Origin of the sequence: Acinetobacter sp. YH12136 (genome assembly GCF_013418545.1) — a bacterium.
GTDB classification, from domain to species: Bacteria; Pseudomonadota; Gammaproteobacteria; order Pseudomonadales; family Moraxellaceae; genus Acinetobacter; species Acinetobacter towneri.
Window position 1 is genome coordinate 52998 of record NZ_VPBV01000008.1, and the last position, 18944, is coordinate 71941.

The window sequence follows — 18944 nt, forward strand, 5'->3', positions numbered from 1 at the left end:
GGGTGAAGGGGAGTATTTCCCCTTGCCAAGCTCTACACACAATTGGAACATCATCATGTCGAATGCCAATCGTTATACTGGTTTAGTTGACCGTTATCGTGACCGTTTACCAGTGTCTGCAACCACACGTGCAATCTCTCTAGGCGAAGGAAACACGCCACTGATTAAGCTTGAGAATATTCCACGCATTATTGGTAAAGATGTTGAAATTTATGTGAAGTATGAAGGCTTAAACCCGACAGGTTCATTTAAAGACCGTGGTATGACCATGGCAGTTACTAAAGCAGTTGAAGAAGGTTCAAAAGCCATTATCTGTGCATCTACAGGTAATACTTCTGCTGCTGCTGCTGCCTATGCTGCACGTGCAGGCATCAAAGCATTCGTTTTAATTCCTGAAGGCAAAATTGCCATGGGTAAAATGGCACAAGCGATGATGTACGGTGCCATCACCATGCAAATCCGCGGTAACTTTGACGATGGTATGCGTCTAGTTAAAGAAGTTGCTGACCAAGCACCTGTGACCATTGTGAACTCGATCAACCCTTACCGCCTACAAGGTCAAAAGACCATTGCGTATGAAATTGTAGATGAGTTAGGTCGTGCCCCAGATTACCACTGCTTACCTGTAGGTAACGCAGGCAACATTACTGCACACTGGATGGGTTATACCGAAGCGGTTGCCAACCAATCTGCCGATCAATTCGAGCAAGTGGTCTATGACGCAGCAACGGACAAATTCACAGGTCCAAACCCTGAAGGCCGCCCAATCATGGTGGGTTATCAAGCGTCTGGCGCTGCGCCATTCTTACGTGGTGCGCCTGTAGAAAACCCTGAAACTGTTGCAACTGCAATTCGTATTGGTAACCCACAAAGCTGGAACCATGCCAAAGCCGTTGTACGCGATTCAGAAGGTTGGTTTGATGAGCTAACTGATGCTGAAATCTTAGAAGCACAACGCATGCTTTCAATGTATGAAGGCGTATTTGTTGAGCCTGCATCTGCTGCGTCTATTGGTGGTGCAATGCGCGACATCAAAGCAGGTAAAATCAAAGAAGGTTCTGTGATTGTATGTACCGTAACAGGTAACGGTCTGAAAGATCCTGACACTGCAATGAAACAATGTGCAGATGCGGTGATGCTCTCTATTGATGCTACAATGCAACAAGTAAAAGACTCTATCCTTTCAAACATGTAAGTTTTGAATCGTGATCAAAAAAACCTGCATTAGCAGGTTTTTTTGTATTTGGAATCATGCAACTTTAACGGAAGTTGAGTCATACGATTGATAACTCAACGCTCCAAGCTGAATGTGCTCTTAAATACGTTTAGGTAACTGGCTTGCCCAACTCATTAAGCGAGTTGCATCATTGGTACGTGCTTGTGAAGTATCTGCACCCAAAAGCACCACCACTGCAGGACGGTTATTCAAAGTGGTATGCATCACCACACAACGCCCTGCTTCATTGATATAGCCTGTTTTAGACAGATTAATATTCCAACCACCATTACGTACCAGTGCATTGGTATTGTTAGATTTTAAAACACGATAACCCAAGTTAAAGTCATAGGTTGGCGTGGTTGAGAATTGGCGAATCAAACCATATTGCGAAGCGGTACTGACCAAAATACCCAAATCACGCGCAGAAGATACATTACGTGGGTCTAAGCCTGTTGCTTCGGTAAAACGGGTAGAATGCATGCCCAATTCACGCGCTTTAGCATTCATTGCGGCTACAAAGGCATTTTTCCCACCTGGATAAGTACGTGCCAACGCTGCTGCTGCAGGATTTTCAGATTTCATTAATGCAAACAGTAACGCTTCGGCACGGTTTAACTTGTCGCCCACACGCAAAGTTGAGCTTGAGTTTTTACCTGCTGCACCTGCAAAATCAATCGATTGCAAAGTGATTTGTTCAGACATATTCAAACGTGCATCAGAAGTCACCACGGCAGTCATCACCTTGGTCACAGATGCAATAGGTAATGCCACATTGGTATTTTTGCTATACAGCACTTCACCTGTTTGCGCATCCATCACCAAAGCCGCACGTGCATTAACTGATGGTTGGTTGCTATAAGCAGAGGTATCTAAAATACGGACTGTTTTAGGCGCAGTGGAAGCAGGTGCAACACCATTGCTACTACGCACTGTAGTGGTAATTTTCGTTGAACCTGGCGGAGTAGGTTCAGCAACATAGCTCTCTGGCGCAGCCTGAGCGCTCGCACTGGTACTTTCCAGATCACCATTTAAGAATTGATCGGCTTGCTCCGAAGACCAACTTAAGGTCGCCTGACCGTCGCTCCCAGAGGAAGGATTGATGACAAGTTCAGCAAAACTGACAGAACTTAGGCTGAACATCATAGATGCGACCAGCACATGCATGAACGACTTCTTAGAATTTTTCACGACTGCTTACTCAACTCAGGGAGGTAAGATACATTTGCGTATTACCTCAAATATGCCTTACATTTAAAAATACAACAATGAATCGTTTTTGACACCATATTGTGCAGAACTTTTCATTCTAGATTAAGAATAGCATTGCTAATTTTGTCGTTTCATTGCAAGCTAATTTTGCTTTATGTAACAAAAAAGATGATTTTTTCAAAGGGAGAGTGTAGGTGATCACAGTTTTAGTAGTCGACGATCATGAATTGGTACGTACTGGGATTTGCCGTATGCTCGAAGACCATACCGATGTGCAGGTGATTGGACAAGCTGAATCGGGTGAAGAAGCGATTACCTTAGTGCGTCAGCATCATCCCAATGTGGTGTTGTTAGATGTGAACATGCCTGGGATTGGAGGCGTAGAAACCACACGTCGTCTATTGCAAACTGCACCAGACACTAAGGTCTTGGCGGTGAGTGGTTTGGCAGAAGAACCCTACCCTTCTTTATTGCTGAAAGCAGGTGCAAAAGGCTATATCACCAAAGGCGCACCTGTCAGTGAAATGGTACGTGCCATTAAAAAAGTCATGCAGGGCGGTAAATACTTCAGTGCCGACATTGCCGAACAACTGGCAAGTTCATACTTATCTGACACACAACAATCGCCTTTTGATAGTCTTTCAGAACGTGAAATGCAAGTGGCGATGATGGTGGTGAATTGTATTAGCGCACAGGAAATTGCCGATAAGTTGTTTGTCAGTGTAAAAACCGTAAATACCTATCGTTACCGTATTTTTGAAAAATTAAATATTGATAGTGATGTCAAACTGACTCACCTTGCCATTCGTTATGGACTGATTAAACCCTAAATTTTCAACGCTGTTGATGCACAAATAAGACCTTTACGATATGCCAGATTTAAAACAACATTCTGAGTTAAATCAGTATCATCTTGGCATGTGGTATGGTACTTACCGACTGCTGATTGCCTTTTGTTTGCTGCTGATTACCCTACTCACCTTTCAGCAGCTTGGCACACAATATCAGCACCCGGGTTTATATCTATACACCTTGGTCTGCTATTTTATTTTTAGCTGCCTGCAACTGATCAGCTATAAATATATTCCTTTTAAAAGCACGCAACAACTGACCCTGTTTTTTGCAGTCGATATTATCGCGCTCAGTAGCCTGACTTTTGCCAGCGATGGCCCTAATTTATATTTAAGTCTGCTGTTTGCGATCACGATTTTTGCAGCATCACTCTTGCTGCAAAATCGTAAAGCCTTAGCCATTACCCTCATCGCGATGATTATGGTGATTTACCAACACTTTGTTGGGAGTTTGCTGGACTTTTCATCGCTAAATAATATTGGTCAAAGTGCGCTATTGGCATTTTTATTTTGGGTGGTTTATGGCAGTGGACGTATTGCAGTACGGCGTTTCCAAATTTTAGAAAATCTAAATTTTTCGCAATCTTTGGAATTAAACCGCCTACAAAATATCAACCGTTATATTTTAGAACAAACCGAAATGGGCTATTTGGTTTTAGATGAAAATTGCTATGTCGTCCTCAGCAACCCTGCAGCCTGTCATCTGTTGGGGATTCATCCTAAATATGCGCACGCGACCTATCCATTGTATAAAATTCAGCCCGATTTATTTGATCTGTTCAAATTTGATCAATTGCAAGATGGAGAAAAATTTCAATTCGAGTCGCAACTAAGTCATTTTCATGTGCATATTCAGGTACAAAAACTCAAAGTGCCACATCAAACGCTGACTTTATTGGCGCTGCAGGATGGACGTAAAATCAATCAGCAAGTCCAGCAACTCAAATTAGCCGCCTTAGGACAACTCTCTGCCAGTATTGCGCACGAAATTCGCAACCCGTTGGCAGCCATTGTACAAGCCAACAATTTATTTACAGGCAGTGATGCTGCACAGCAACAATTGCTGTCGGACATGATCAGCAAACAAGCGACACGGATTGATAAGATTATTCACGACACGCTGAGTATGGTCAAAAATAAACAAACCACGCCTGTCGCGATTCAGCTCAATCAATTTTTGCCACAATTCATTCAGGAAGATTTACCTGATGCAGCGAGTCAAATTCAGCTTACACTGACCGAACCACTGAGCATCCAGTTTGATGAATCACAGTTTCGCCAAGTGCTGATTAACCTGATTCGTAACGCCATTCGACACAATGCTGCACAGCAGCCCATTGAGATTACGGTCTACCCGCAAACAACTTATATTTATATTGATGTGCGGGATTTTGGTGCAGGTGTCGCCAGTCAAGATCTCCTCTATCTGTTCCAGCCATTTTTCAGTACCGAAATCAATGGAACTGGTTTAGGATTGTATCTATCGCATAGTTTTTGCGAGGCGAATCAAGCCAAGCTGAGCTATGTAGAACAAGAACAAGGCGCATGTTTCAGGATGAAATGTCTACGTGCCATTGAATAAACGCGATTGATATTGGATCAATCTTGTTGCTGTGGTTTTGATTTAATTTTGTGTGGTTTTGGGGAAAATATGCACGCTGTTCAACCTTTGGTTTTATTGGTCGATGACGAAGAAGACCTTTGTACCCTCATGCAGATGACTTTGGCACGTATGGGGATTCAAACCCATGTCGCGTATCGTTTAGCACAAGCCAAGCAATTATTGGCAGAACATCAGTACGATGCTTGCTTAACCGACTTAAACCTGCCCGATGGCAATGGCTTGCAACTGGTTGAATGGATTTCCGAACAATATCCGAATGTACCTGTTGCCGTATTGACCGCTTACGGTAATATGGATATTGCGATTGCTGCTTTAAAAGCAGGTGCATTTGACTTTGTCAGCAAGCCTGTCAATCAAATACATTTACAGCAACTCCTTGAAAAAGCACTGAATAAACCTTTCGACACCACCGATCATCACAGCCAAGATCAGCTTGAATATAAAATGTTGATTGGGCAATCTTTGCCTATTCAGCAATTGCGCAGCACCATCAAAAAAATTGCGCGCTCGCAAGCGCCTGTATTTATTACAGGCGAATCAGGTACGGGGAAAGAAGTTGTCGCCAATTTGGTTCACCGTTTAAGTAACCGCAACGAAGGACCATTTATTGCAATTAACTGTGGTGCAATCCCCACCGAACTCATGGAAAGCGAGCTATTTGGACACAAAAAAGGTAGCTTTACAGGAGCGACTCAAGACAAACAAGGTCTGATTCAATCTGCACATGGTGGCAGCTTATTTTTAGATGAAATTGCCGAACTGCCACTGAGCATGCAAGTCAAACTGCTGCGTGCCGTTCAGGAAAAGCGCATCCGTCCTGTGGGTTCAGATAGTGAAATTGATGTCGATTTTCGAGTGATCAGCGCCAGTCATCAGGACTTAGAAAGTTTGGTTCAGCAAGGACGTTTCCGTCAGGATTTATTCTTCCGTATTCACGTGATGGATTTGGTCTTGCCTGCCTTGCGTGAACGTGGACAAGATATTCTGTTATTGGCAGACCACTTCATTCAAAAAGTTGCACAAGAATGGGACATTCCTGCCAAACAACTGACACCTCGTGCCCAGCAATTTTTATTAGAACAGTACTATCCAGGTAATGTGCGTGAGTTACGCAATATTATTGAACGTGCCATTACCCTGAGTGATGATGATGTTATTGATCTCAAACACTTACAAACCGCACCCTTGCGCCAATTCAGTATGAGCAATACAGCAACCACTGAACCACAACCTACAGCAGAAACACCACAGCAGATCGTGACAGATGTATTGCTGACAGGACGCAAACTGCCTGAAGAAGGTTTAGAAGCCTACTTGGAAAAAGTAGAAAAAGACATTTTACTGAATGCGCTGCACCTGACCCACTGGAACCGTACGTTGGCAGCAAAAAAATTGGGCATGTCTTTCCGTTCTTTGCGCTATCGTCTGAAAAAGTTTGGATTAGATACTGAAGATGAGTAAACGCTAAACAATGAAGACTGTCTAAAAATACGTGTTACTCAGATGAGACTTAACGGCGGCTCAGCAGTAAATCTGCCACATGCTCAAGATAAGCCTCTTCTTTCATTTCAGGACTTTGAATATATTGCTGATTCGGCTGAATCCCAACCCCTTCAATCATTTGCTCGCGTGGGGTGTAATAATGCGAAACCGTCATTTGTAAGGCAGCACCATCGCTAAGTGGGAACAGCTTTTGCACCACCCCCTTGCCATAACTTTTTTCGCCCATCACCCAAGCGCGTGAATGGTCTTTTAAAGCACCAGTAAAGACTTCTGCCGCAGATGCAGAGCGATGATTAATCAGTACTCCGACTTTTAAATTTTGAAATTCAAAGCTAGGTAACGCCTGAAATTGTTGATCGCCTTCAGAACGACTTTTGGTCGATACAATCACACCCTGATTTAAAAATAAATCGGCAGATTCCACCGCAGCAGACAGTAAGCCTCCTGGGTTATTACGCAGATCAATCAATACGGCTTTTAAGCGTGGCGTGCTATGTTCTTCAATTAAGCGTTTAATTTCATTGGCGGTGTCTTGCTGAAACACACGTACTTTTAACAACAAGACCTGATTAGAAAGCATCTGCGCCTGAATATCGGTTTCTACTTTTTTGTTGCGTACCAACATAATTTCAGGCTGATTGGCTGCACGTTGTACGCTTACAGTCGATCCCACTGAGCCTGTGAGCAGGTTATTGACCTGATCTGCACTCAGCTTTTTCAGTTCTTGGTTATCAATTTTAAATAGGCTGTCGCCATTCTTCAGCCCTTGTTTAGCCGAGTCGGCATTGGCACTTAAATTTTGAATGACCCAATGTTGCTGGGCAGCGTCATAGCGCAAAGTAAAATCAACCGAGGCCAAGTCGCCTTCGGTATATTGTAAAAGTTGTTTATATTCTTCAGCAGTTAAATAGCGTGAATAACGGTCTAAACCGCTCACCAAGCCACGAATGGCTTGCTGAAACAAGGCATCATCACTTTTTTCAGTCACATAGTTGTCTTTGACAATGCCATAGATTTGCACAAATTCCTGTATCGACTCTACAGGCACATCGACATAGTCCTGTTGTAGTGTAGGGCCATCTAACTCCCAATCTGGCGCAGCCCAAACACTCGAATGACTGGCACACAACACGCTTGCCAACACAACCGCATAAATTTTGTGAGCCGTCATTCCATCATCTACCTGTATCGAGGGTTATGCCTGTAAGCGAATTAAGTTGCGACCTTGCATATCTGCTGGCACTGGCAATTGCATCAAATTCAATAAAGTTGGTGCAACATCTGCCAACACACCACCTTCCAAAATGGTGGCCTGAGTTGGGCCTACATAAATGAATGGCACCAATTCAGTGGTGTGCTGAGTATGTACCTGACCACTGTCATAGTCTTGCATTTGCTCGACGTTACCATGATCAGCTGTAATAATCATGTGACCTTGTTTCGCCATCACCGCTTCATAGACACGACCCAAACAGGTATCTACTGCTTCCACTGCTTTGACAGCTGCATCAAACACACCAGTATGACCGACCATATCGCCATTGGCATAGTTCACCACCAACAAATCATATTCACCTGAATTAATGGCTGCAACCAGTTCATCAGTCACTTCATAAGCGCTCATTTCAGGTTTTAAGTCGTAGGTTGCTACGTTTGGCGATGGAATCAGGATACGTTTTTCACCCGGATATTCATCTTCACGACCACCACTAAAGAAGAACGTCACGTGTGCGTATTTTTCAGTTTCAGCAATACGCAATTGTGTTTTGCCCAAGTCTGACAAATATTCACCAATCGAGTTTTTCAAATCTTCTGGCATGTACGCCACTGGCGCAGCAATGCTGGCTTGATAACGGGTCAGCATCACAAATTTAGACAATTGCGGCACAACTTTACGTTCAAAACCAGCAAAATCCTGTTCCACAAAGGCTTTGGTCAATTCACGTGCACGGTCAGCACGGAAGTTCATAAACACCACGCTGTCGCCATCTTGAATTTTGGCAATTTCACCAATACGGGTGGCTTTAACAAACTCATCGCTTTCATCTGCCGCATAAGCCGCTGCCAAGCCTTCAACCGCAGTTGCCGCAGTGCGTACTGCCTCACCTTCGGTAAGTAGACGATAGGCTTGTTCTACACGATCCCAACGGTTGTCACGATCCATCGCATAGTAGCGACCAATCAGGCTGGCAATACGACCTTGATTTGGATATTGTGCAAATAATGCGTCCAGTTTTTCCAAAGAAGGCTGCGCGCTTTTTGGTGGCGTATCACGGCCATCTAAAAAGGCATGTAGATAAACTTTTGCACCACGTTTTAATGCCAATTCTGCCATCGCCACGATATGATCTTCATGCGAATGCACACCGCCTTCAGACAATAAACCAAGCAGATGCACTGCACCGTTGGCTGCTTTGGCTTTTTCTACCGCATCGACCAACACTTCATGTTCAAAGAAAGCGCCTGTACGAATGTCTTTGGTAATACGGGTAAAGTCTTGGTACAACACACGTCCTGCACCCAAGTTCATGTGACCAACTTCAGAGTTACCCATTTGACCATCTGGCAAGCCCACATCTTCACCTGAACCAGAGATCAAACCATGCGGATGCTTTTCCTGCATAGCAGTCAAATTTGGTCGTTTCGCTGCTAAAAACGCGTTGTCTTCGACCGCTTCGCGATGACCCACACCATCCATAATCACCAATACGTGAGGGATTTTGCCAGCAGTTGCATCCGCCATAATCAATACTCTTTTTCGTCTACAAATTAATCATGCTATCTTAACGAATTTTGCGTCAAGACTCTATGTTCAGAAGATGGTTTCCGCCACTGATTCAGATAGGTTTACCCAATCATACGGAAAAAGCAGCAGCATCGGCCCGCACTTAACGCGCACGATGCAGTAAGTAACCGCCGATGACAAACATCAGAATAATAGGAATAAATACGAACCACGCAGGCGATGGTGCATAGACCAAGCTGGCATAGCCCAAGAAATCCTGTAAATAAAAGAAGGTTAAGCCGACAAATAAAGCAATCACCAAACGGAAACCCATAGATTGCTGACGTAACGGCCCAAAAATAAAGGAGCAAGCAATCACCACCAAAGCAATCAGCGCAAAGGGTGCACCAAGTTTTTGCCAGAACGCCAGTTGGTAGGTTTTGGGTACTTGGCTGTATTCATGCATATAACTCATGAAACTGACCAATTGACTTGGGGATAAATCTTCAGGGTCGATGGTGACCATGTGCACATATTTCGGTTGCAATGCTAAAGCCAAAGCCTGTTCGCTGTTTTTAGCTAAAGTCGCGTTGCCCGCCTGCAAAATATCCATCTGTTCAGTTTGATTGAGCAACCAACTACCGTCTTTAACAAACTGTCCCTGATCTGCAGACAATGTACCACGCAAGCGATAATTATCATCAAAATCGACCACTTGTACATTTTTGAGCTGCCCTTGGGCATTGGCGTAGTCAATATAAATAAAACGATTGCCTTCGCGCGACCAATAGCCACGAACTTCACCCAGCTCAGCGACGCTACGGTGACTTTTAACACTTTTGGCTTGTTCATTGGTGTATGGAATCACCCATTCACTGAGCACAAAAGACAGCAGTACCAATACCATGGCGGAACGAATCACCCATCCCACAATACGCCACAGGCTAATCCCTGCAGAACGCATCACAATCAATTCGCTGTTGGATGCCAACGTACCCAAGCCTAACACTGCGCCAATCAAGGCAGAAATCGGCAAAATTTCATAGAGATAATTTGGCGCACCCCACAATACATACAGCAATGCCTGCCATGCACTATAGTTTTCATTGAGTGAACCCAATTCGCCTAAATAGGTAAACAACACCTGCAAACCAGACAAAATTGCCGTTGCACCAAACATAGCCAGTGCAGTGGTCTTGGTGACGTGTTTTGCAACTATACGACGTGCCAACATCTTAAGACCTCACTCGCTGAATTTGCTGCTTAATTTTAGGTGCTAGTTTTTGTTTACGTGAGAACAAGGCTGCCGCAATCGCATAAGCCAACAACACCAACGGATAAGCAATCATGCCCATTTCTTGTTTGCTGATACGGGTTTTAACCGCCATGAGCGCCACAATCAAACTGGCGAAAATTAACAAGGCAGGAAACAGTTTTAAATAACGCCCCTGACGCGGACTAACTTCTGACAATGCCACGGCTAAAAACAACGCCACCACAATCGCAAAAGGCACAAAAATACGCCATCCCAGTTCACTTGCGACCACAGGGTCTGCACGGTTTTTCCAAAGTTGCGAGGTGGTTAAGGCTTCTACTTCGGCACTTTCAAATTTAGCTTCTTTGTCATTCTCTAAACGTAAACGATAACTTTGGAATTCTGCCTGTGAATATTTGGCTGTGCCCGGAAATATTTCATAACGACGCCCTTCGACCAAATCCACCACATTGGCAGGATCATTTTCCAGCTCTACCCGTGTCGCTTCTTTTGCCAGAATCATGACATCAGGACGACCTGCTTTTTCTGCACGTTGATAGAAGAAAATATCTTTCAGGTTTTTACGATCTTCAGATAGATCACCTGCGTAAATGGTATATGGCCCTGAAGAAATAAACTCTTTGGGTCGCACCAAATCAAAACCTGTGCGTACCGCCTGACTGGTGGTCAATGCTTCAAACTGACGCAATCCCCACGGTGATGCCCACAGCATTAAAAAGCCTTGGACAATTAGAAATACCAGCGTCATTGGCACCAATAAACGTGCCAATTGATGCCGACTCACGCCACTGCTGTTGAGCACTGCCATTTCATGGTCGACATATAAACGACCAAATACCAACATCAAGCCAATAAAGAAACCCAAAGGTAAGATCAGCGTCAAGAATTCAGGCAAGCGATAGCCAATGATGCTGAATAAAATACTCGCATCCAAACGCCCTTGTGCCGCCACGCCAAAATACTTGATCAAGCGACCACCCATCATGATCAAAGTCAGTAAGGCAATCACAACCAAGGATGTCGACACAACTTGCTTGACCAAATAACGCCGAATAATCAAATTATTTCTTCCAAAATGTGAGGGAATCCAATTCGCGTTAGTTTACCTGAATGTTGAAAATATAAAACCTATCGCCTTGTTATACATTGAAACTCGACGCATAAAAATGTTTCAATGGTTGCATAGTTTGCACATTTAGATAGGCATAAAATCCAGTGATTAAATTTAGCTTAAGTCCCGCATTCCAAGAACACAGCGCGAGTGAATCTTTGTCAATTTTAGTGGCTGCAGAACAGGTGCCACAGGCAACTGCTGCTTATCAAATCAAGGATTTAGACAGCATTATTCAAGCGACACAATTTAAAGCAGGCTTTAATGAAAGTTTAAGTTTGGTGGCTAGCGTTGCTGAATGCGCCAATAGCAACCTGATCGGTTTGGGTAAAACCGAAGAATTACCAGCCGCAAAGCTGGCAAAAATTGCACAAAGCATTATCAAATCTTCACAAAAAAAATTTAAACAGATCAGCATTGACTTGTCTGCCCTGCCTAGCGAGCTGCATTATGTATTTGCACTCAGCCTGACCCAAGCAGCCTATGCTTTTGATGAATACAAAAGCAAAAAGAATGAATTTCAGCTTGAACAAATCCATTTCATTGCCAATAACAGCCCACTCAGCGCAGATCAACTTCAATTGATTGAAGCCATGCAATCGGGTCAAAACATGGCACGTGACTTGGGCAACCGTCCGGGCAACATTTGTTTCCCTGAATATTTGGCAGAACAAGCCCAAGCACTTGCGGCAGAATATCCAGACCTACTCAAAGTCACCATTTTAGATGAAGCAGAAATAGCGGAATTGGGCATGGGTGCTTTCCTTGCAGTCAGTCAGGGTTCAGACCGTCCAGGACGCATCATTAGCCTCGAATACCAAGCACAGCGTGATGAAGCACCTGTGGTATTGGTTGGTAAAGGCATCACCTTTGATACAGGCGGCATTTCACTCAAACCTGGCTTAGGGATGGATGAAATGAAATTTGATATGTGTGGTTCTGCTTCAGTCTTAGGCACCATGCGCGCGCTATGTGAAGCACGTTTACCTATCCATGTGGTCGGTACGATTGCTGCAGCAGAAAACATGCCATCAGGCAAAGCTACTCGCCCGGGTGATATAGTGACCAGTATGAGCGGTCAAACCATCGAAATTTTAAATACCGATGCCGAAGGTCGTTTGGTGCTGTGCGATACCCTAACCTATGTGAAACGCTTCAACCCTGCTTTGGTGATTGATATTGCGACTTTAACAGGCGCTTGCGTGGTTGCACTCGGTTCGGTACTGACAGGCATGTTTACCCCAGATGATGAGCTTGCGGCGGAATTAGATGCTGCGGGACTCACCGCATTTGACCGTGTATGGCGTATGCCCGTGATTGACGATTACCAAGAACAACTGGATTCACCATTTGCCGATATTGGCAATATTGGTGGTCCTAAAGCAGGTTCAGTTACCGCAGCGTGCTTCTTGCAACGCTTTACTCGTGACTACCGCTGGGCACACTTAGATATTGCAGGCACTGCATGGAATTCAGGCAGCAATAAAGGCGCAACAGGTCGTCCTGTACCGTTATTGATGCAGTTCCTCGCACAACGTGCAGGCAATAATGGCTAAAGTCAGCTTTTATTTGTTTGAAAAAAGTCCTGAACGGCAAGTGGAAAGCACTTGCCGTTTATGCCGCAAAATACTGCGGCAGCAGGCGCGCATTTGGTTGCATTGCCCTGACCCAGAGTTACAGCAAACATTGGATGAGCGTCTGTGGAGTTTTGATGCCAGCAGTTTTATTCCGCATGGCATTAACCAAACACAGGCCAGCGTATGTATTTCTGCCGAATTACCGCAGCAATCGGACTGGATTGTGTTTAATTTTAACAGTCAGGCACTTGAAGCCTATGCAAAATTTAGTCACATTATTGAGATTATTGAAAATCACGAAGCAGCTAAAGTGCTTGGACGTGAAAAATTTAAACAATATCGACGTTTGGGCATAGAACCACAGACGTTTAAGCTTTAATTTTAAAACGTTTTTTTAAAAATACTGCTCAAAATAAGGAGAGATGCGGTGACTTTAAATGTCGGCTCAGATTTTAAACAGCGCTGGTTAACCGCGCCTCAGGCTGTGCGCCAGACATTTATGGATGATCTGCATCGAATTTGTGAGGTCTTGCAACCTGAAACGCAATTACACAACTGGATTGCAGAAGATCAGCGCGCTCAGCAACAATCACAGGAAAAAATTGAACAAGCCTATGCTGACCTGAAAGCACGTTTGATTGAAGAAGCACGGCAACGTCGCCAATTGGCACTCGAACTCAAATTAGAACAGCAACGTGCAGAACAAGCCGCTTATGCTGCACAGCTACAGCAAGATGAAGCGCAACGCTTTGCAGAACAAACTCAAGCACTTGAGTTGATGCGTCAAAGTCTGGATCAGGAAATTTCAAACTATACTGCACGTTATGAGCAAAATCCTGAATTACCTGCAGTGACTTTTAATCAAGCCGCAACTGCGGTAAGTGATGATCAAATTGTTTCTGAACTTGAAAGTGTACGTTTGCGTTTAGAGCTAGAAGCCGAAACTCAAATTGAGCAGGCGGTAACGATCTTTCGTGCGCGACTACATGCTGCAGCCCAAGAAGAAATTGACTATATCTTAAAAAATTCAAATTTTTCTAAAGAATAATTTTACTTTTTATCCCCAATTAGCCCAAAGTCTTAAGCCCAATGTCATCAAAATGAAATAATTTTGTCACATGATAGTCATCCAGAAAAAGTTGAATTCTCAACTTTTATCTCCTTTAAATGACTTTTGTAATCATGGGTTTCAAATGGATATCTTGACGAAAATTTCAGGCAAAATCGACCATCTTAATGCGGGCGAACAGTGGAGTATTCGTGCTCAGGATTTATGGATCAGTCGTGCAGATTTCCAATCATTAAGCATGTACTTGTCTAAAGAAGCGGAAAAGGGTGAGTTTTCAATTCAAAGTAACGATACTTTTAGCCCGCGCTTGGGTGGCACAGAATTAATTGTCACCAAACACTAAAACTGAACAATATCAAAAGTCCACACGGTGGGCTTTTTTTGTGGCCATCAATCCACTTTTTTAGTTATCGCGGTGGATTTAGAATAAGAAAATAGAAAAAATGAGGAATTTAAATCCAATCACCCAACCAAGACAAAATATTACCCAAGCCATAACCTATTGCCATTAAAGAAAAAATCCATACGGCAGCACCCACCACATTATAAAAACTAAAGGTCGCCAAAGGCATGTGCCCTGACCCTGCAGCAAATGGTGCAAATGAACGAACAAACGGTATAAAACGCGCCATTAAAATAGTTTTGCCACCATGTTTCATAAAATAATGGTTGGTTTTGACAATATATTCAGGTTTGAAATAACGTGAATGTTGATGAAAATACTTCACCCCTAGAATTCGTCCAGTGTAATAGTTGACGCTATATCCCAAGACCGCAGCGACAAAAAGTAAAATCCCCATATAGTGCAAATGCACCACATCGGTGGTGGAACACAAGGCACCAATTGCGATCAGCAAACTATCGCCTGGTAAAAAGAACATGAACACAGAACCTGTTTCTGCAAAAATAATCAGAAACAAAATGGCATAGATCCACAGACCATAATTATCGAGTAATAATGGCAGCCAGTGTTCCAAATTCATTAAAAAATCAATCATCTACATTAAACCAAAGGGGTGTTTATGATGAAAAAAACATCTTTATCTTTTTAATTATCCCTAAAAACAAAAAAACAGTCTAATTTTTCAATCAGACTGTTTAAATTTCATTCGGCTCTGTGCTTATTTTAAAAAGCCATTTTCAGCCAAGAATTCCATGCTAATTTTAGATTGCTGCGTAGTTTCTGCAGCTTTATCACCCAACAGCAAACGCTCAATATAGCGTGCCAATACATCCACTTCTAAATTGACTTTGCTGCCGACTTTCCACGTACCAATATTGGTGCGTTCTGCCGTATGCGGAATTAAATTTAGGCTGATGATGCTGCCACGTAAATGGTTAATAGTCAGGCTAATGCCATCTACCGTCACTGAGCCTTTTTCTGCCAAATATTTGGCAATTTCTGCAGGTGCAGTCACTTCATAATAAATCGAACGCGCATCTTCACGTACCACGGTAATTTCACCCACAGCATCTACGTGCCCACTCACGATATGCCCGCCAAAACGTGTGGTTGGCAGCATGGCCTTTTCAACGTTGACAGGTTGACCGACTTTCCATGTACCTAAAGTGGTACGGTTCAGACTTTCACGCGACACATCTGCCGCATACCAGTTATCGCCCCACTCAATCACGGTTAGACAAATACCATTGGTGGCAATCGAGTCACCCAAATGCACATCTGACATATCTAAATCTGTCTGAATACGCAAACGTACATCACCGCCCACACTTTGCAGGCTTTCCACTTTACCTAAACTTTCAATAATGCCTGTAAACATAATTCTTTCTCTAATGTGTTCATTAAGGTGGGCTTACCACAAGGCCAGCTGGGTACTCACCCCTGAGGTATCGACACCGCCCAATTCTGCAAAATGGTACAACTGACCCAGCAACTGACGGATTGGTGGGCCTGATTTGGCATGGGTGTCGGTAATCACAATAAATTCCAGCACGCGCGCACGTTCAGACTGACGCTGCTTACTCACGCGATAACGCGGAACATCTTGCGTCAATAACGTCACTCGACCGCGTTTTAAATTGGCTTGCAACAAGTCTGTGGCACTAATATTACCATCGGTAGAATAACTGGTCAGAATAAAACGTGCATTAATGGTGTCCAATAAGGTTTCATACGCCTCTTTGGCGTACTTAGATGAGTTGTATGGACTTGGACGTTCTTTGCGCCATGCACGGTCAATACCACTTTTAAAGCCTTTGGTGTCTGGGGTTGGTAAATCGACCTGATCCCACAAGGTTAAGGCATTTAACACATGATAGTTACTGCTATAAGCATGTTGGTTATATGGGGGGTCTAAATAAGCCACATCCACCTCAAAACCACTCATTTGATTGGCAAGATGCTGTGCATCGACACACCACATTTCTGCAGCAGGTTTATTCGGTTCGCCAATTTCACAAAAACGGCTTGGAGTGAGCCACAATAACGATTCAATTCGTTCTAGTGCAGTTTTAGTTTTACCGCCCCAACCATGGTGGAAGCTTTTAAACACCCCGCTGGTATTGCTGACAAAACTGGCAGAGTACAACAACGGCGCCAACAATGCCGACATCTCGACATCATCAATGGCGCCCTGCGCTTGCCACGTGGCAATTTGCTGACGAATCGCATCTATGCGCATGCCGTTACGACGTTTAAAGAATAAACGGTCACGACTTGGGTCATAAATTTCGTCATTGCGCGGGCACAAGTTATGCGTCACCCAGCCTTTGACTTCAGGCAAACGGTTCAAATAATCAATGGCTTTTTGATAGCCACCTAATTCTTTAAACGCAGGTGCTTCAGTGCAGGCCAAAATCGCATGGTTTAAGGCATGGCTGTACGGTTCCCAGTCATTGGCAATCACCCGATAACCATTTTGGCGCGCCAAACGTGATACCACTCCTGAACCTGCAAAAAAATCGGCAAAAATTGGCGCACGACCATTTTTAGGATGCAGCGTTCCTGTCTGTTCAAGTGCTTCTAAAATCAGATGCAGTAAACGGCGTTTATTGCCCAAATAAGGCACTAACTGATGGAATAAGTATTCATCAGTGGTGCGTGCCGCATGGCGACGTTTGTGATAAACCGTTGACTCTGAACTCATAGTGTCTCTTGAGAAGGAATTAACCTAAGGCGCACGTCATCACCCAATTGAGTGACATCGCAAAGTTTAAATCGAAGTTGCTCTGCCATCTGTTCAAATTCTGCATTAAACATGGCACGAGCCGAGCGCCCTAACAATGTAGGTGCCACATAGCTGATCACTTCATCGACCCAACCTTCCTGTAAGAAAGCGGTCGATAAGGTTGCACCCGCTTCAACCAACACATCATAAATTTGATGTTGCTGTACCAATTGGGCAAGTAAGGTGGCTAAAGGTTGCGGTTCCAATTGTAACACGCCCAAAGCAGCCAACTCTGCACGATACGGTCCCATCACCATCACCGTTTCAGGCTGCTGCAAAATTTGTGCGCTCAAAGGCAAACGACCTTGGCGATCTAAAATAATCCGTTTGGGTTGTACTACGCTGTGGATGTCATCTACACCCTCTAAATGGCGTACATTAAGCAGACAGTCATCGGCCAGTACCGTGTCGATCCCCGTTAATACTGCAGCAGAAATTGCCCGCCAATGCTGCACATCGGCACGTGCAGCCGTGCCTGTGATCCATTTGGATTCACCCGAAGCCATTGCCGTGCGACCATCCAAACTTGAAGCTACTTTTAAACGCACATAGGGCACGCCCGTAGCCATGGCTTTTAAAAAGCCTAAATTTAACTGACGCGCTTCGGCTTCTGCCACACCGACATCAACCTGAATACCCGCATCTTTTAAAATTTGAACGCCCTTACCTGCCACCAATGGATTTGGATCTGGACAAGCGACTACCACTTTGACCACGCCTGCATCGACCAAGGCTTTAGCACATGGTGGTGTGCGCCCATAGTGTGCACAAGGCTCCAAAGTCACATAGGCGGTTGCACCCCTCGCCTGCTCAGCGGCCTGACGCAAGGCAAAGACTTCGGCATGTGGCTGTCCTGCACGTGGATGGAAACCTTCGCCCAATAATTGGGCATCTTTAACAATAACGCAGCCCACGTTCGGATTTGGCTTGGTGCTGTATTGCCCCAAACGTGCCAGTTCAATGGCACGACGCATCCAAAAAAGATCATCGGGTTGCGCGTCAGTATTGAGTTCAATCATGGATGGTTGCTGTGGAATAGATGATGGCATTGCGCTTTATTGCTCACGCGACTGCATTTGTTCAATTTGGCGACGGAATGCTTCGACATCCTGAAAGTCTTGATACACCGAGGCAAAACGTACATAAGCAACATGATCCAATGCAAATAAAGCCTGCATAACAACCTCACCAATGGTACGTGATTTCACATCACGCTCTCCCAAACGGCGAATTTGCAGTTGGATGTCACTGAGTACCGTTTCAATTTGCTCTTGGGTCACGGGACGTTTTTGCAAAGCATGCATTAACGAACGACGTAACTTGGCTTCATCGAAAGGCTCACTTTTACCATCGGATTTAATCACCCGTGGCATAACCACTTCATAACTTTCAAAGGTGGTAAAGCGTTCACCACAGCCAATACACTCACGACGTCGGCGAATTTGGCAGCCTTCTGCCGCCAAACGTGAGTCAATCACTTTACTGTCTGCAGTGTTGCAAAATGGACAATGCATAGCGGTTTAATTGCACAAATTTGAATGAAAATGCAGTGTAGCAAAAATTCCAAACTTTGTAGAGTTTTACGCAACATA

General features: G+C 44.2%; 18 protein-coding genes. 8 read left to right on the forward strand and 10 right to left on the reverse strand.

Annotation, left to right across the window (positions count from 1 at the left end):
• Nucleotides 1-55: 55 nt before the first annotated feature.
• Nucleotides 56-1195, forward strand: coding sequence for a threonine synthase (gene thrC, locus FTU71_RS05455; RefSeq protein WP_004975706.1), 1140 nt, complete (start codon nucleotides 56-58; stop codon nucleotides 1193-1195).
• Nucleotides 1196-1315: 120 nt separating this feature from the next.
• Here the strand turns inward: thrC and FTU71_RS05460 are convergent, their stop codons facing one another.
• Nucleotides 1316-2407, reverse strand: a complete 1092-nt coding sequence (locus tag FTU71_RS05460; RefSeq protein WP_131260992.1) for a serine hydrolase — start codon at nucleotides 2405-2407, stop codon at nucleotides 1316-1318.
• Nucleotides 2408-2622: 215 nt separating this feature from the next.
• On the opposite strand from FTU71_RS05460, the gene FTU71_RS05465 reads away from it, so the two are divergent.
• From FTU71_RS05465 to FTU71_RS05475, 3 genes are all read left to right on the forward strand, one after another.
• Nucleotides 2623-3258 carry a response regulator gene (locus FTU71_RS05465; protein ID WP_104852916.1) on the forward strand — a complete coding sequence of 212 codons (636 nt, stop codon included), beginning with the start codon at nucleotides 2623-2625 and terminating at the stop codon, nucleotides 3256-3258.
• A gap of 40 nt (nucleotides 3259-3298) precedes the next feature.
• Nucleotides 3299-4861, forward strand: coding sequence for a PAS domain-containing sensor histidine kinase (locus FTU71_RS05470; protein ID WP_104852915.1), 1563 nt, complete (start codon nucleotides 3299-3301; stop codon nucleotides 4859-4861).
• A 69-nt stretch (nucleotides 4862-4930) separates the two neighbouring features.
• Entirely contained in the window at nucleotides 4931-6364 is a 1434-nt protein-coding gene (locus FTU71_RS05475; RefSeq protein ID WP_167845704.1) for a sigma-54 dependent transcriptional regulator, read from the forward strand.
• 49 nt (nucleotides 6365-6413) lie between these two features.
• Here the strand turns inward: FTU71_RS05475 and FTU71_RS05480 are convergent, their stop codons facing one another.
• The 4 genes from FTU71_RS05480 to lptF all read right to left on the reverse strand — a co-directional run bounded on the left by FTU71_RS05480 (nucleotide 6414) and on the right by lptF (nucleotide 11467).
• Nucleotides 6414-7577: a S41 family peptidase gene (locus FTU71_RS05480; RefSeq protein ID WP_004975690.1), complete on the reverse strand. Its 1164-nt coding sequence runs from the start codon at nucleotides 7575-7577 to the stop codon at nucleotides 6414-6416.
• 24 nt (nucleotides 7578-7601) lie between these two features.
• Nucleotides 7602-9149: a 2,3-bisphosphoglycerate-independent phosphoglycerate mutase gene (gene gpmI, locus FTU71_RS05485; RefSeq protein ID WP_004975686.1), complete on the reverse strand. Its 1548-nt coding sequence runs from the start codon at nucleotides 9147-9149 to the stop codon at nucleotides 7602-7604.
• Between the two features lie 145 nt (nucleotides 9150-9294).
• A complete protein-coding gene (lptG, locus tag FTU71_RS05490) occupies nucleotides 9295-10365 on the reverse strand; it encodes an LPS export ABC transporter permease LptG (RefSeq protein WP_004975683.1) in 1071 nt (356 codons plus the stop codon).
• Between the two features lies 1 nt (nucleotide 10366).
• Nucleotides 10367-11467 carry an LPS export ABC transporter permease LptF gene (gene lptF / locus FTU71_RS05495; protein ID WP_004975682.1) on the reverse strand — a complete coding sequence of 367 codons (1101 nt, stop codon included), beginning with the start codon at nucleotides 11465-11467 and terminating at the stop codon, nucleotides 10367-10369.
• Between the two features lie 158 nt (nucleotides 11468-11625).
• Here lptF and FTU71_RS05500 point away from each other — a divergent pair, with 158 nt between their 5' ends.
• The 4 genes from FTU71_RS05500 to FTU71_RS05515 all read left to right on the forward strand — a co-directional run bounded on the left by FTU71_RS05500 (nucleotide 11626) and on the right by FTU71_RS05515 (nucleotide 14507).
• Entirely contained in the window at nucleotides 11626-13074 is a 1449-nt protein-coding gene (locus tag FTU71_RS05500; RefSeq protein WP_104853278.1) for a leucyl aminopeptidase, read from the forward strand.
• A complete protein-coding gene (locus FTU71_RS05505; protein WP_104852911.1) occupies nucleotides 13067-13474 on the forward strand; it encodes a DNA polymerase III subunit chi in 408 nt (135 codons plus the stop codon). The genes FTU71_RS05500 and FTU71_RS05505 overlap by 8 nt, the downstream gene beginning before the upstream one ends.
• 48 nt (nucleotides 13475-13522) lie before the next feature.
• Nucleotides 13523-14143, forward strand: coding sequence for a hypothetical protein (locus FTU71_RS05510; protein WP_004975677.1), 621 nt, complete (start codon nucleotides 13523-13525; stop codon nucleotides 14141-14143).
• A 145-nt stretch (nucleotides 14144-14288) separates the two neighbouring features.
• Nucleotides 14289-14507, forward strand: a complete 219-nt coding sequence (locus FTU71_RS05515) for a hypothetical protein (protein ID WP_096901968.1) — start codon at nucleotides 14289-14291, stop codon at nucleotides 14505-14507.
• 109 nt (nucleotides 14508-14616) lie between these two features.
• Here the strand turns inward: FTU71_RS05515 and FTU71_RS05520 are convergent, their stop codons facing one another.
• From FTU71_RS05520 to nrdR, 5 genes are all read right to left on the reverse strand, one after another.
• Nucleotides 14617-15162, reverse strand: a complete 546-nt coding sequence (locus tag FTU71_RS05520; RefSeq protein ID WP_004975673.1) for a VTT domain-containing protein — start codon at nucleotides 15160-15162, stop codon at nucleotides 14617-14619.
• 123 nt (nucleotides 15163-15285) lie between these two features.
• Nucleotides 15286-15945, reverse strand: coding sequence for a riboflavin synthase (locus tag FTU71_RS05525; protein WP_096902235.1), 660 nt, complete (start codon nucleotides 15943-15945; stop codon nucleotides 15286-15288).
• A gap of 33 nt (nucleotides 15946-15978) precedes the next feature.
• Nucleotides 15979-17271 (reverse strand): DNA adenine methylase, encoded by a 1293-nt coding sequence (locus FTU71_RS05530; protein ID WP_180111610.1) that lies wholly within the window; start codon nucleotides 17269-17271, stop codon nucleotides 15979-15981.
• A complete protein-coding gene (ribD, locus tag FTU71_RS05535; RefSeq protein WP_136144443.1) occupies nucleotides 17268-18371 on the reverse strand; it encodes a bifunctional diaminohydroxyphosphoribosylaminopyrimidine deaminase/5-amino-6-(5-phosphoribosylamino)uracil reductase RibD in 1104 nt (367 codons plus the stop codon). Before ribD ends, FTU71_RS05530 begins: the two co-directional genes overlap by 4 nt.
• 36 nt (nucleotides 18372-18407) lie before the next feature.
• Nucleotides 18408-18866 (reverse strand): transcriptional regulator NrdR, encoded by a 459-nt coding sequence (gene nrdR, locus FTU71_RS05540; protein WP_096902237.1) that lies wholly within the window; start codon nucleotides 18864-18866, stop codon nucleotides 18408-18410.
• Nucleotides 18867-18944: the final 78 nt, after the last annotated feature.